Source organism: Cronobacter turicensis (assembly GCF_041222865.1).
In the GTDB taxonomy this organism is placed as follows: Bacteria; Pseudomonadota; Gammaproteobacteria; order Enterobacterales; family Enterobacteriaceae; genus Cronobacter; species Cronobacter turicensis.
Map to the genome: position 1 here is coordinate 2,807,084 of NZ_CP165997.1, position 13,070 is coordinate 2,820,153.

Sequence of the window (13,070 nt, forward strand, 5' to 3'; positions counted from 1 at the left end):
ATTCTTGCCCCACCCCCACTCCGCTATATCGTGCTGGTTTTGTGCCGTAAACGTGGAGAATATTAAGTTTTAACGCACTAATATTGCATAACTATTCTGCCAACGGTACTATTCGCGGTCTCAATTGCTATTCAACTGCTACGCATGAGTATTCAACTAAACGGCATAAACTGCTTCTACGGCGCGCATCAGGCGCTGTTTGACATCACGCTCAGCTGCCCCGAGGGCGAAACGCTGGTGTTGCTTGGCCCAAGCGGCGCGGGTAAGAGCTCGCTGCTGCGGGTACTCAATTTGCTGGAGATGCCGCGTTCCGGGCAGCTCAGCATTGCGGGCAACCAGTTTGATTTCGCGAAGGCGCCGGGCGATAAAGCGATCCGCGAACTGCGCCGCAACGTCGGCATGGTGTTCCAGCAGTACAATCTGTGGCCGCACCTGACGGTGCTGGATAATCTTATCGAGGCGCCGTGTCGGGTGCTCGGGCTCAGCAAAGAGGCCGCGCGTAAGCGTGCCGATAAACTGCTGGATCGCCTGCGTCTGACGCCGTATGTCGATCGTTATCCGCTGCACCTCTCCGGCGGCCAGCAACAGCGCGTGGCGATTGCGCGCGCGCTGATGATGGAGCCGCAGGTGCTGCTGTTCGACGAGCCGACCGCCGCGCTCGACCCAGAAATTACCGCACAAATCGTCAGCATCATCCGCGAGCTGTCCCAGACCGGGATCACGCAGGTGATTGTGACGCATGAAGTGGAAGTGGCGCGTAAAACCGCCAGCCGGGTGGTCTATATGGAAAATGGACACATTATCGAGCAGGGCGACGCGAGCTGCTTTAGCGCCCCTGCGACCGAGGCGTTTAAAAACTATCTTTCCCACTGAAGATGACCGGAATAATGACAATGAAAAACGTATTGATTGCCGCGCTTCTCGCAAGCGTTAGCCTTTCCGCCGCCGCAGCACAAACTATCCGTTTCGCCACTGAAGCCTCTTACCCTCCGTTTGAGTCGATGGATGCGGGCAACAAAATCGTCGGTTTCGATGTCGATCTGGCCAATGCGCTGTGTAAAGAGATTGATGCGACCTGCACCTTCACCAACCAGGCCTTCGACAGCCTGATCCCGGCGCTGAAATTCAAGCGCGTGGACGCCGTGATGGCGGGTATGGACATCACCCCTGAGCGCCAGAAACAGGTGCTGTTCACTACGCCGTACTATGACAACTCCGCGCTGTTTGTCGGCCTTCAGGGTAAAAACAGCAGCATTGAGCAGCTGAAAGGCAAGCGCGTGGGCGTGCAGAACGGCACCACCCACCAGAAATACATCACCGACAAACACCCGGAAATCACCACGGTGCCGTATGACAGCTACCAGACCGCGCGTCTGGATCTGCAAAACGGCCGTATCGATGCCGTATTCGGCGATACGGCTGTCGTGACCGAGTGGCTGAAAACCAACCCGAAACTGGCCGCTGTCGGCGATAAAGTGACGGATAAAGACTACTTCGGCACCGGCCTTGGCATCGCGGTTCGTCAGGGCAACACCGAGCTTCAGCAGAAATTCAACACCGCGCTGGAGAAAGTGAAGAAAGACGGCACCTACAAGGCCATCTACGACAAATGGTTCCAGAAGTAATCGCCTGAATGAACGATATGTTTCCTTTAGCAAGCGCCGCCGGGATGACCGTCGGCCTTGCCGTTTGCGCGCTTGGCCTGGGGCTGGTGCTGGCGATGCTGTTCGCCGTGCTGGAATCGGCGAAGTGGCGGCCGGTCGCCTGGCTTGCCACGGCGCTGGTGACCCTGCTGCGCGGCCTGCCGGAAATCCTGGTGGTGCTGTTTATCTATTTCGGCTCCTCGCAACTGCTGCTGACGCTCTCGGACGGCTTTACGATCCCGCTCGGTTTCGCCTCCATTCCTGTGCAGGTGCAGATCGATAATTTCGACGTCAGCCCGTTCCTGTGCGGCGTGATTGCGCTTGCCCTGCTCTATTCCGCTTATGCCTCGCAGACGCTGCGCGGCGCGCTGAAAGCGGTGCCGCACGGCCAGCGGGAATCGGGCCAGGCGCTGGGGCTGTCGAAATCCGCGATTTTCTTCCGCCTCGTGATGCCGCAGATGTGGCGCCACGCGCTGCCGGGGCTGGGCAACCAGTGGCTGGTGCTGCTGAAAGATACCGCGCTGGTGTCGCTGATTAGCGTGAACGATTTGATGCTGCAGACCAAAAGCATCGCCACTCGCACCCAGGAGCCGTTTACCTGGTACATTATCGCAGCGGCGATTTATCTGGTGATCACCCTGATAAGCCAGTACATCCTTAAGCGTATCGACCTGCGCGCCACGCGCTTTGAGCGGAGGCCGGGCTGATGCTGGATTACTTGCCGGAGCTATTAAAAGGGCTGCACACCAGCCTGACGCTCACCGCGGCGTCGATCGCCGTAGCGCTGGTGCTGTCGGTTATTTTCACAATTGTCCTGACGCTGAAAACGCCGGTGCTGGTCTGGATTGTGCGCGGCTACATTACGCTCTTTACCGGTACGCCGCTGCTGGTGCAGATCTTCCTGATTTACTACGGGCCGGGGCAGTTCCCGTCGTTGCAAAACTACCCGTGGCTGTGGCACGTGCTTTCCGAGCCGTGGCTGTGCGCGCTGGTGGCGCTGTCGCTGAACTCGGCGGCGTATACCACGCAGCTGTTTTACGGCGCTATCCGGGCTATCCCGGAGGGCCAGTGGCAGTCCTGCGGGGCGCTCGGCATGAGCCGCAAAGATACGCTGGCAATCCTGCTGCCGTATGCGTTTAAGCGCGCGCTGTCGTCCTACTCGAACGAAGTGGTGCTGGTGTTTAAGAGTACGTCGCTTGCCTACACCATTACGCTGATGGAAGTGATGGGCTACAGTCAGCTGCTGTATGGCCGCACCTATGATGTGATGGTGTTTGGCGCGGCGGGCGTGATTTATCTTATCGTCAACGGGCTGCTGACGCTGTTGATGCGTGTTATCGAGCGCCGCGCGCTGGCGTTTGAGCGCCGCAGTTAATGTCTTTCCCCCTCTCCCTTTCGGGGAGAGGGTTTTTATGCTTTATCGCGGGTGCGCTTCGCTTACCCGCCCTACGCAAACCCTGAATCTCTTTTGTAGGGTGGGTAAGCGAAGCGCGCCCACCGATATCCTCCTACTTATCCGCCGCAAACCAAATAAAATACTTATACGTTTTTATTGAATATAAATTCACTTGGTGGCATGGTGTTAACACGCCGGGTAAACGGTGACATAAAACAAGATTGACAGACGGGAGCTTCACGCATGAAAAAAATCATTCTGGCCGCCATGCTTGCTGGCGTCGCATTGCACGCCGCGGCAGCAGACAAAATCAGCTTCGGTTCTTCGGCGACGTACCCACCTTTTGAGTCGCTCGACGCCAGCAATCAGATCGTCGGTTTCGACATCGATCTCGCTAAAGCGTTATGCAAACAAATGCAGGCGGAATGCACATTCACCAACCATGCTTTCGACAGCCTGATCCCGGCGCTGAAATTTAAAAAATATGATGCCGTCATCTCCGGCATGGACATCACGCCTGAGCGCCAGAAACAGGTCGCCTTCACCGCGCCGTATTACGCCAACTCCGCCATCGTGATCGCTAAAAAAGGCGCGTACAAATCCTTTGACGATCTCAAAGGCAAGCGCATCGGCATGGAAAACGGCACCACGCATCAGAAATACCTCCAGGATAAACATCCGGAAGTGAAAACCGTGGCGTATGACAGCTACCAGAATGCGATTATCGACCTGAAAAATGGCCGCATCGACGGCGTGTTCGGCGATACCGCCGTGGTCAACGAATGGCTGAAGAACAATCCGCAGCTCGGCACCGCGACGGAAAAAGTGACCGACCCGCAATACTTCGGCACCGGCCTTGGCATCGCGGTGCGCCCGGATAACGTCGCGCTGCTGAAAAAGCTTAACGACGCGCTGGCGGCCATTAAAGCCGACGGCACGTATCAGAAAATCAGCGACCAGTGGTTCCCGCAGTAAGCGCTGTTTTTCACCGTTAAGGCCCGCCATGCGGGCCTTCATGTTTTCTGGATTTACGATACTGCAACGGCGTTTCCCCCAGCCGCTTACGGAAGCTGCTGATAAAATACGTGGTGTCGGAAAAGCCGGTCATCCGCGCGATATCCGCCACGCTGTACGCATGATGGCGCAACAGCTCGCACGCTTTACGCAGCCGGAATGTCGTCAGGTAGTCGTGGATCGCCTCCCCCGTTTCCTGCTGGAAGCGGCGCGAAAGATAACTGCGCGAGCGGTTAAGTTTCAGCGCCAGCGCGCCCAGGCTGAATTTCTGCGCATAATTTTCCTCCACCCAGAACATCACCTGCGTGGAGAGCGCATTGCTGGCGCGCGGCGGCGGCGCGGGCGTTTCCGGCAGCAGGCTCAGCAAGTGAATCAAAAAGCTCGCCACCTCTTCATGTTCGCTGCGCCCTTTGGCGAGCCGCGGCGCATAGAGCGTAAAGAGATGATCGAGATGCGCGTGAATGTCGGCGAAATCCACTACCGTGGCGCGCGCCCCGCGCAGGCTTAACGCCTCAAGCCGCGCATAACGCTGCGCGAAAGGCGCCAGCAGACGCAGCGCGGCGTGATTATCAAGGTGAATCACGGTACGCCGGTAACGCTCGCGTTCGCGCTCCTCCACCATGACTTTATGCAGCGTCATCGGCGGAAAGATAAAAAGCCTGCCGGGGCGCATGGTGTACTGCTGATTGTCCACCATCACCACGCCATACCCCTCCTCCACATAGAGCAGCTCCAGGCACTGATGCCAGTGATGGTAACGAATCGAATTCGCGTACAGCCGGCTGAACGACACGATGTCGTCATTCAGCGAGATAAGCTCCAGCAGCGATTTTTCGCAGGCGGTATCCACAGGGCAACCAATTTCAATTTTTGACCGGTTGCATGCAGTTATAAACCATAGTTTTAAATTTTCTCAAACAGCGTCTTAACCAATGCGCCGCCCTGTGACACAGCTAACATTTCCCCCTCGCCCGGCTTACCTATGCTTGCAGCCATTACGCAGGAGCGCAGCGCAGTGCAAGCGCATTGATGAGGTGAATCATGTCAGGCGAGAAAAACTCCAGAAACCCCCTCTCTTCCCGAAGCGATGTGGCCGCGCTGTTGCTGCGCCTGCTGCGCGGGCTGGATCAGCAATTTATCGAAGGCGATACCGGCATTACGCTTGGCGCGACCTGCGCGCATTACGGCCCGGACATCGCGCGTATGGAAGGGTTGTCGCGGGCGCTGTGGGGGCTGTTCCCGCTAATGGCGGGCGGCGACGAGCCGCCGGAAGCGGAAAAATACCTGACGGCCATTCGCCACGGCACCGACCCGCAGCACCCTGGCTACTGGGGCGAGGCCGGCCCTTACGATCAGCGACTGGTGGAGATGGCGGCCTATGGGCTGGGGCTGGCGCTGTTGCAGGAGAAACTCACCGCGCGCTTTAGCGAGCGTGAACTGAATAATCTTTACCAGTGGCTGCGCCAGGTGGGGGACGCCTCCATGCCCGACAGCAACTGGAACTACTTTGCGATTCTGGTGGAGCTGGGCTTTAAGCGCGCGGGCCTGCCGTGGCGGCGCGACGTGCTGGAGGCGCGTTTCGCCCGCATGGAAGCGTATTACCTCGGCAACGGCTGGTACGCCGATGGTCCCGGCCGCCCGAAGGATTACTATATCTCGATGGCGTTTCACTTTTACGGGCTGGTCTACGCCACGCTGATGGAGCAGGACGACGCCGAACGCGCCGCGACGCTTCGCGAACGCGCGCGCCTGTTTGCCGCCGATTTCATCTGGTTTTCCGCCGCCGACGGCGCGTCCATTCCTTTTGGCCGCAGCCTCACTTACCGCTTTGCGATGGTGGCGTTCTGGAGCAGCGTGGCGTTCTCCGGGCTCGATGTGTTTACGCCGGGCGTGGTGAAAGGCATTGTGCTGCGCCACCTGCGCTGGTGGATGGATAAGCCGATCCTCGATCGCGACGATATTCTCACCCTCGGTTACGCCTGCCCGAATCTCGCGATGTGCGAAGATTACAACTCGCCCGGCTCGCCCTACTGGGCGCTGAAGGTTTTTCTGGTGCTGGCGATGGCGGAAGAAAGCCCCTTCTGGCAGGCGCAGGAAGCGCCGCTACCGCTACTCGACGGCTGTCACGCCATTCCCGAAGCCTCACAATTACTCGCGCACAGCGAACATTCACGCCACGCCTGGCTGCTCACCGCGGGCCAGGTGGAGCTGAATAACTATGTGAATACCGAAGCCAAATACACCAAATTCGCTTACTCCAGCCATTTCGGCTTCACCATCGAGCGCGGCCGCTACGGCATCAAACACGCCGCCTGCGATTCCATGCTGCTGCTGTGCGAAAACGACGGTTACTACCGGGGCCGCCGGGCGTGCGACGAGGTCGTCACCGCGCCGGACCATATTTTCTCGCGCTGGTCGCCGTGGCGCGATGTGCAAATCGCCACCTGGCTTATCCCTTACGGCGCGTGGCACCTGCGCGTACACCATATCCGCAGCGATCGTGACCTGCACAGCGTCGAAGGCGGATTCGCCACCCTCTGGCAACCACAAACGACGCGCGTTAACGCCTCCGCCCATCGCTGCGCGATTGAGGCGACCAGTGGCGCCAGCGTCATTGTCGATCTCGCACCAGCGCGCACGCGTCAGGCTGAGCCTGTCATTACGCCGCCCAACAGCAGCGTGATGTTCGCTGAATGCGCCGCCATTCCCTGCCTTACGGGCGCCGTTGCCGCAGGCGAAAGCTGGCTGTGTAGCGCGGTGGCCGGGGTTATCGGCACGCCGGACGCGCTGACGGACGCCCCCGATATCGCCGTTGAAGCCGATGCCCTGCGCCTGCGCGCGCCGGACGGCACGACGCGCCGCTTCCCGCTCTACAACAATAAATAAGCCCCTGAGAGGACGCTATGAAGAACATCACTGCTGCCAATAAAGCGGAATATGTGAAAATCAGTAGTTTTATCTTTCTCTACTTCTTTACCTGGTCTGCCAGTATCGGTCTGCTGGCTATCTGGCTCGGTCAGAAAACGCACCTGAGCGGCTCGGTGATCGGCACGGTGTTTGCCGTGAACGGCATTTTCTCGGTGATCCTGAAGCCGGTGTATGGCTATATCCTCGATAAAATCGGCATGAGCAAACACCTGCTTTATTTTGTGGTAGGCATGTCCGCGCTGATGGCGCCGTTTTTTATCTATGTCTACCAGCCGCTGCTGGTCTCGAACACGCTGGTCGGGATTATCGTCGGGGCGATTTATTTAAGCTTCGCGTGGTATGCAGGCGTCGCGGCCTGTGAATCCTACACCGATCGCTACAGCCGCCTGAACGGCATGGAGTTCGGGCAGATCCGCATGTGGGGCTCGCTCGGCTGGGCGGTGGCCTCGTCGTTCTCCGGCCTGCTGTTTAATCTCTCCCCGGCATATAACTTTATCCTCGGCAGCGTCGCATCGCTGGTCATGCTGGGCGTGCTGCTGAGCCTGAAGGTCAACACAAGCACCACGCATGCCAGTGAAGTGCTCTCGAAGCAGAAAATCGCCATGAGCGATGTTTATGAGCTGCTGCGCAGCCGTAAATTCTGGGCGTTCTGCCTGTATGTGGCGGGCGTGGCGTGGATGATGTTTATCGCCGAACAGCAGTTCTCGCGCTACTTCGTGACCTTTTTTGACGATGTGCAGCAGGGCAACGCGGTCTTTGGTTATCTCGGCACCGTGCAGTCCGGCATGGAATTTGTGATGTACATGGTCATTCCGGTATTCGTGAATTACGTGGGCGCCAAAAAAGGGCTGCTGATTGTCGGCCTGGTCGTCGGCGCGCGGCTGATTATCTCCGGAATGTGCGATTCCCACCTGCTGATTTCCGTGCTGAAGCCATTGTACGGGCTGGAGATCTGCCTGCTGCTGGTGTCGGTGTTCAAGTATATCGCCGAGCATTTCGACAAACGCGTCAACGCCACCATGTACCTGCTGGGCTACCAGGCGATGCTGTATGTCGGCAACGTGGTGGTTTCGTCCCCCGCCGGCTATCTCTACGACCGCATCGGCTTTGAGCAGACCTATATCCTGATGGGCGCTATCGCCCTCACCTTCACGCTGATTTCCGCCTTTACCCTCTCCGCCTGTCAGAGCAAACGTGACGGCGCCGCTCACGCCGCGGCGACGGTAAAAAACTAACTTTTCAGGAGTCGTTATGCTGCAATCTGTTGCCTGTGAACCATTTAACCATCCGCCCGCCGCGCCCTCTCTGGCGGCGCTTCGCGAGATGCTGGGGCAGACCCGTGAAGCCGTACTGGCGCGCCTGCGCCAGAATCTGGCCGCTTTCGGCGACCGTTTCCCTGCCGAAACCTGCGTAAAAGGGTATTACCCGCTGACCGACAACGTCGAGTGGACCACCAGCTTCTGGACCGGGCAGCTGTGGCTCGCGTGGGAGCTTTCCGGCGATGAGACTTTCCGCGCCGCTGCACAGCGTCAGGTGCGCTCGTTCGGCGAGCGTATCGCCGGGCGTCACGATACCAACACGCACGATCTCGGTTTTCTGTATACGCTCTCCTGCGTCGCCGACTGGCGGCTGAACGCCCGCCAGGAAGCGCGGGGTTTCGCGCTGCTGGCCGCCGAGGCGCTGCTTGAGCGCTATCACCCGAAGGCGCAGATAATTCAGGCGTGGGGCGATCTGGACGATCCGGAACAGGCCGGGCGGATGATTATCGACTGCAATATGAACCTGCCGCTGCTGTGGTGGGCGAGCGAGCAGACCGGCGACGGGCGCTTCGCGGCGGCGGCGCAGGCGCATGTAAACCAGGCGGCGCGCTATCTGGTGCGCCCGGACGCCTCTACCTGGCACACCTATTATATGAACCCGGTGACCGGCGAGCCGCGCTTTGGCAATACGCAGCAGGGGTATGCCGATGATTCGTGCTGGTCTCGCGGGCAGGCGTGGGGCGTTTACGGATTTCTGCTGAGCTACCGCTATACCGGCGATACGCGAATGGTCTGGTTATCGAAGAAGCTTGCGAGCTATTTCGTGAACCGCCTGCCGGAAGATGGCGTCTGCCACTGGGATCTGGCGCTTCAGGGGACAGATGCGCTGCGCGATTCGTCCGCCGCCGCGATTACCGTGTGCGGGCTGCTGGAGCTTATCAAGCATCTGCCGGCGACCGACCCGGATCGCGCCATCTGCGAGGCGTGGGCGCTGCATATTTTCACCGCCTTGACGCGGGATTATCTCGCCAAACCCGACGACGCCTGCAACGGTCTGCTGAAGCATTCGGTTTACCATCTGGCGAGCGACAAAGGCGTGGATGAGTGTTGCAGCTGGGGCGATTATTTTTATATGGAAGCGCTGACGCGGCTGTCGCAAAGCTGGAAGCTGTACTGGTGAGGGCGTGGCGGGTGCGCTTCGCTTACCCGCCCTACGGCCCCGAATGGGCCTGATCGTCTTATGTAGGGTGGGTAAGCACCAGCGCACCCACCTTGGCCAAAATGCCCGGAATTTACTCCCGCACCAGCAGCGTCAGCACCTCGTAATGCGCCGTATGCGGGAACATATCGAACAGCTGCACGCGGACGACGCGATAGCCGCGCAACTGTTTAATGTCTTTCGCCATCGTCTGCGCGTTACAGCTTGAATAAACCATATAACGCGGCGCCATACGGCTCAGATACTCGCACAGCGCTTCGCCGATGCCGCGTCGCGGCGGGTTAACGAGAACCAGATCCGGCACGGCCTGCTGGCCGGTCGCGAAATCGGTCGAATCCAGCGCCTGAAAATGCACGCTGCGCAGCCCCAACTCCTGCGCCGACGCGCGGCAACAGGCAATAGCTTCCGGCGCGATTTCAATGCCGGTCAGCGTCATCTCAGGTGTGGCGCAGTGCAGCCCGAAGCCCCCGACGCCGCAAAACAGATCCCACATATGATTCACCGGCAGCGCGCGCACCCAGTCGCGCGCCGTGGCGTACAGGGCGCTCGCGACCGTCGGGTTGGTCTGGAAAAAGCTCTGCGGACGTATCCATAGCGGCACGCCGTTGAAATTTTCCGCCAGCGCCTGTTGGGCCGTCAGCCAGATCTCCTCGTCGCCTTCCATGATCGCCATATGCACAGGCTGAATATTGGCGGTCACTACTTTAAGCTGCGGCAGTTGCGCCAGCAGCGCAGGCAAGGCGGCGCGCAGTTGCTCAAGTTTCTCCTTCGAGCGCAGCACAAAACGCAGCATCAGCCCGCCGTCGAGCGTGCTCTGCGTCAGCAGCAGGTATTTCAGCTCGCCGCGTTTGCGGGCGACGTTGTACGGCGTCAGGCCCGCGCGGGCGATAAACGGCTTTATGGCGGCGAACACGGTATAAAACGACGCCGGATAGAGCGGGCATTCGGTCAGATCCACCGGCGTGCCATCGCGATGCAGCATGCCGAGCAGCGGTTTTTCCACGCTCCCGCTCACCACCATTTTCGCTTTATTGCGAAACGCCTGCTCCGGCCCGCTCACCGGCGCGCCCCACTCGTTCACCGGCAGGTCAGCCAGAAGCGTTCGCAGGTCGGTCATTTTGGCGGCAAGTTGGGTGTCGAGGGGCTGTTCAATCCACTGACAGGAGCGGCAGCGCCCGGCGTCATAGAGTGCGCAGTGCATAGCTAAAAACCTTAAGGAAAACGCGGACCGGCGATTCTATCACGCCGCAGGATTACTGTAGTCGGAAAAAACGTCGGCTGCGGGCGGGAATAAACAGCAGCGCCAGCACCAGCAGATCCGGCAGCTTTTGCATCACCAGCGAATGGAAAATTTCACGGCGCGAGCCGCCCGCGATACTGAACAGCTCAGGGTATCCCCAGCCAAGCGAGGCCGCCCACAGATAACCGGTGGCGATAATCTGGGTAAGCAAAAAGCCCCAGCGGCCCCAGCCGCGGCCTTGCAGGATAACGAACGCGCAGCGGAATTCGATGCAGAGTAAGACGAGGCTTGCGAAGAAAATCAGCGTCAGGCTCCAGGTCTGTACGCTGCGGTGGATAAAATCCATCACGCCGCGCACGCCCAGCAGGTTGAAAATCATCAGCAGATCCAGGCAGCGCGTAGAAATAATGCCTATCGCCGCCACCTGTACCAGCGTAGGAGCGTTCATTCGGGCGTGTGATTGTCGCGCTTTGCTGAAAATGTCCAAATCTCGCCTTCCCTGTGAAACAGCGCCGCGTCATACGCGGCGCCGGGTGCACATGATTGCAGATTTTAGGCGGTTCAGCTATGCCTTGCACGCTGGACGTCGCGCAGTCGCTGCTTTTCTGCCCGCGCCATAAAAAACCAGGCGATCAGACCGATAACGCCGACCACGCCGAGGATAATCGACGCCAGCGCGTTGATCTCCGGATTGACGCCCATACGAACGCTGGAGAAGACCAGCATCGGCAGCGTCGTGGCGCCAGGGCCCGATACAAAGCTTGCGATAACGAGGTCGTCAAGCGAGAGCGTAAAGGCGAGCAGCCAGCCGGAGACCACCGCCGGCATGATCATCGGCAGCGTTATCACAAAGAACACTTTCAGCGGCGCGGCGCCGAGATCCATCGCCGCCTCTTCTATCGAGCGGTCCAGCTCACGCAGGCGCGAGCTTATCACCACTGACACATACGCGGTACAGAACGTGACGTGCGCCAGCCAGATGGTGAGCATGCCGCGATCGGACGGCCAGCCAATCGCATGACCGAGCGCCACAAAGAGCAGCAGCAGCGACAGCCCGGTTATCACATCCGGCATCACCAGCGGCGCGGTCAGCATAAACGCAAAGCCGTTCGAGCCGCGAAATCGCCCGAAACGCACCATCACCACCGCCGCAATGGTGCCCAGCACCACCGCCATCGTCGCCGCGCAGGCGGCAATTGTCAGGCTCAGCCCCACGGCGTTGATCATCGCCGAATCGCGGAACAGCTCGCCGTACCAGCGGGTCGACCAGCCCGCCCACACCGTGACCAGTTTTGAGCTGTTAAACGAGTAGATAACCAGCATCAGCATCGGCGCGTAGAGGAACGCAAAACCGATAATCAAAATCAGAATGCGCCACGGGGAGCGCACCACAGGCAGATTATTCATGCATGGTCTCCCATCGTTTTGTTCTGGTATTTGTGGAACCACATGATGGGCACTATCAGCACCACCAGCATGGTGATCGCCACCGCCGAGGCCACCGGCCAGTCGCGGTTGTTAAAGAACTCCTGCCAGAGCACGCGGCCAATCATGATGCTGTCCGGCCCGCCGAGCAGTTCCGGGATAACGAACTCCCCCACCGCCGGGATAAACACCAGCATTGAGCCCGCGATAATCCCGCCTTTGGTGAGCGGCACAATAATGCTGAAGAAGGTTTTTACCGGGCGCGCGCCCAGATCGAGCGACGCTTCGACCAGCGAGTAGTCGATGCGCGTCAGTGCGGTGTAAATCGGCAGCACCATAAACGGCAGATAGGCATACACAATCCCGATATAGACCGCGAGATTGGTGTGCAGGATAGCGAGCGGCTGGTCGATAACGCCGAGCCACAGCAGCACATTATTCAGCACGCCGTTCTCTTTCAGGATGCCCATCCAGGCGTAAACGCGGATAAGAAACGACGTCCACGACGGCAGGATCACCAGCAGCAGCAGGATGTTGCGCGTCGACGGCTTGCTGTGCGCCACTGCCCAGGCGAGCGGATAACCGAGCAGCAGACAGAACAGCGTCGAAATCGCCGCCACCTGCAACGACTGCAAATACGCTTCGAAATAGAGCGGATCGTCGGTCAGTTGCAGGAAGTTTCCAATATTCAGCGTCACCGACAGCTGATCGTCCGCCCAGCTCACCAGATCGGTATACGGCGGGATCGCGCGCGCCATCTCCGCCAGGCTTATCTTGAAGACGATTAAAAATGGCAGCATAAACAGCAGGATCAGCCACAGGTATGGCAGCGCGACCACAAGTTTACGGCCATGCGCCATTTGCAGGCGCGCGAGCCAGCGCCGGAAACCGCCTGGCGCGGCGGACGGCGGCTCGCTTTGACGTTCAATAGTGCTCATCTGTCGCT

The 13,070-nt window shown here is 59.2% G+C and carries 13 protein-coding genes; 8 read left to right on the plus strand and 5 right to left on the minus strand.

The window, feature by feature from the left end:
* The first annotated feature begins 144 nt into the window (after nt 1-144).
* The 5 genes from artP (at nt 145) to artJ (ending at nt 4,014) form a co-directional block, all read left to right on the plus strand.
* The gene (gene artP / locus AB8W27_RS13395; RefSeq protein WP_007768702.1) at nt 145-873 is read left to right on the plus strand and encodes an arginine ABC transporter ATP-binding protein ArtP; all 729 of its coding nucleotides are present in this window, start codon (nt 145-147) and stop codon (nt 871-873) included.
* 20 nt (nt 874-893) lie between these two features.
* Nucleotides 894-1,625 carry an arginine ABC transporter substrate-binding protein ArtI gene (gene artI, locus AB8W27_RS13400; RefSeq protein ID WP_032993733.1) on the plus strand — a complete coding sequence of 244 codons (732 nt, stop codon included), beginning with the start codon at nt 894-896 and terminating at the stop codon, nt 1,623-1,625.
* A gap of 8 nt (nt 1,626-1,633) precedes the next feature.
* Nucleotides 1,634-2,350 carry an arginine ABC transporter permease ArtQ gene (gene artQ / locus AB8W27_RS13405; RefSeq protein ID WP_015740682.1) on the plus strand — a complete coding sequence of 239 codons (717 nt, stop codon included), beginning with the start codon at nt 1,634-1,636 and terminating at the stop codon, nt 2,348-2,350.
* Entirely contained in the window at nt 2,350-3,018 is a 669-nt protein-coding gene (gene artM, locus AB8W27_RS13410) for an arginine ABC transporter permease ArtM (protein WP_015740681.1), read from the plus strand. Before artQ ends, artM begins: the two co-directional genes overlap by 1 nt.
* A gap of 264 nt (nt 3,019-3,282) precedes the next feature.
* The gene (artJ, locus tag AB8W27_RS13415) at nt 3,283-4,014 is read left to right on the plus strand and encodes an arginine ABC transporter substrate-binding protein ArtJ (protein WP_015740680.1); all 732 of its coding nucleotides are present in this window, start codon (nt 3,283-3,285) and stop codon (nt 4,012-4,014) included.
* 16 nt (nt 4,015-4,030) lie between these two features.
* Here artJ and AB8W27_RS13420 read toward each other — a convergent pair whose 3' ends face one another.
* Entirely contained in the window at nt 4,031-4,903 is an 873-nt protein-coding gene (locus tag AB8W27_RS13420) for an AraC family transcriptional regulator (RefSeq protein ID WP_041923381.1), read from the minus strand.
* Between the two features lie 191 nt (nt 4,904-5,094).
* Here AB8W27_RS13420 and AB8W27_RS13425 point away from each other — a divergent pair, with 191 nt between their 5' ends.
* The 3 genes from AB8W27_RS13425 to AB8W27_RS13435 are packed head-to-tail and all read left to right on the plus strand — an operon-like array spanning nt 5,095 to nt 9,420.
* Entirely contained in the window at nt 5,095-6,939 is a 1,845-nt protein-coding gene (locus AB8W27_RS13425) for a DUF2264 domain-containing protein (RefSeq protein ID WP_041923380.1), read from the plus strand.
* A 17-nt stretch (nt 6,940-6,956) separates the two neighbouring features.
* On the plus strand, nt 6,957-8,216 hold the full coding sequence (locus AB8W27_RS13430; RefSeq protein ID WP_015740677.1) for an oligosaccharide MFS transporter: 1,260 nt from the start codon (nt 6,957-6,959) through the stop codon (nt 8,214-8,216).
* 16 nt (nt 8,217-8,232) lie between these two features.
* The gene (locus tag AB8W27_RS13435; RefSeq protein WP_015740676.1) at nt 8,233-9,420 is read left to right on the plus strand and encodes a glycoside hydrolase family 88 protein; all 1,188 of its coding nucleotides are present in this window, start codon (nt 8,233-8,235) and stop codon (nt 9,418-9,420) included.
* 112 nt (nt 9,421-9,532) lie between these two features.
* On the opposite strand, the gene rlmC is transcribed toward AB8W27_RS13435, so the two are convergent.
* From rlmC to potH, 4 genes are all read right to left on the minus strand, one after another.
* A complete protein-coding gene (gene rlmC / locus AB8W27_RS13440) occupies nt 9,533-10,660 on the minus strand; it encodes a 23S rRNA (uracil(747)-C(5))-methyltransferase RlmC (RefSeq protein WP_015740675.1) in 1,128 nt (375 codons plus the stop codon).
* A 52-nt stretch (nt 10,661-10,712) separates the two neighbouring features.
* Nucleotides 10,713-11,147: a YbjO family protein gene (locus AB8W27_RS13445; protein ID WP_049787142.1), complete on the minus strand. Its 435-nt coding sequence runs from the start codon at nt 11,145-11,147 to the stop codon at nt 10,713-10,715.
* 113 nt (nt 11,148-11,260) lie between these two features.
* A complete protein-coding gene (gene potI, locus AB8W27_RS13450) occupies nt 11,261-12,106 on the minus strand; it encodes a putrescine ABC transporter permease PotI (RefSeq protein WP_007768676.1) in 846 nt (281 codons plus the stop codon).
* A complete protein-coding gene (potH, locus tag AB8W27_RS13455; protein ID WP_015740673.1) occupies nt 12,103-13,062 on the minus strand; it encodes a putrescine ABC transporter permease PotH in 960 nt (319 codons plus the stop codon). Before potH ends, potI begins: the two co-directional genes overlap by 4 nt.
* Nucleotides 13,063-13,070: the final 8 nt, after the last annotated feature.

Excerpts from the sequence above, each read along its gene's own strand:
- artQ (WP_015740682.1), top strand. The coding sequence starts at position 1,634 with ATGAACGATATGTTTCCTTTAGCAAGCGCCGCCGGGATGACCGTCGGC.
- rlmC (WP_015740675.1), bottom strand. The coding sequence starts at position 10,660 with ATGCACTGCGCACTCTATGACGCCGGGCGCTGCCGCTCCTGTCAGTGG.
- potH (WP_015740673.1), bottom strand. The coding sequence starts at position 13,062 with ATGAGCACTATTGAACGTCAAAGCGAGCCGCCGTCCGCCGCGCCAGGC.
- AB8W27_RS13435 (WP_015740676.1), top strand. The coding sequence starts at position 8,233 with ATGCTGCAATCTGTTGCCTGTGAACCATTTAACCATCCGCCCGCCGCG.
- artI (WP_032993733.1), top strand. The coding sequence starts at position 894 with ATGAAAAACGTATTGATTGCCGCGCTTCTCGCAAGCGTTAGCCTTTCC.
- AB8W27_RS13425 (WP_041923380.1), top strand. The coding sequence starts at position 5,095 with ATGTCAGGCGAGAAAAACTCCAGAAACCCCCTCTCTTCCCGAAGCGAT.
- AB8W27_RS13430 (WP_015740677.1), top strand. The coding sequence starts at position 6,957 with ATGAAGAACATCACTGCTGCCAATAAAGCGGAATATGTGAAAATCAGT.
- artJ (WP_015740680.1), top strand. The coding sequence starts at position 3,283 with ATGAAAAAAATCATTCTGGCCGCCATGCTTGCTGGCGTCGCATTGCAC.
- potI (WP_007768676.1), bottom strand. The coding sequence starts at position 12,106 with ATGAATAATCTGCCTGTGGTGCGCTCCCCGTGGCGCATTCTGATTTTG.
- AB8W27_RS13445 (WP_049787142.1), bottom strand. The coding sequence starts at position 11,147 with ATGAACGCTCCTACGCTGGTACAGGTGGCGGCGATAGGCATTATTTCT.
- artP (WP_007768702.1), top strand. The coding sequence starts at position 145 with ATGAGTATTCAACTAAACGGCATAAACTGCTTCTACGGCGCGCATCAG.
- artM (WP_015740681.1), top strand. The coding sequence starts at position 2,350 with ATGCTGGATTACTTGCCGGAGCTATTAAAAGGGCTGCACACCAGCCTG.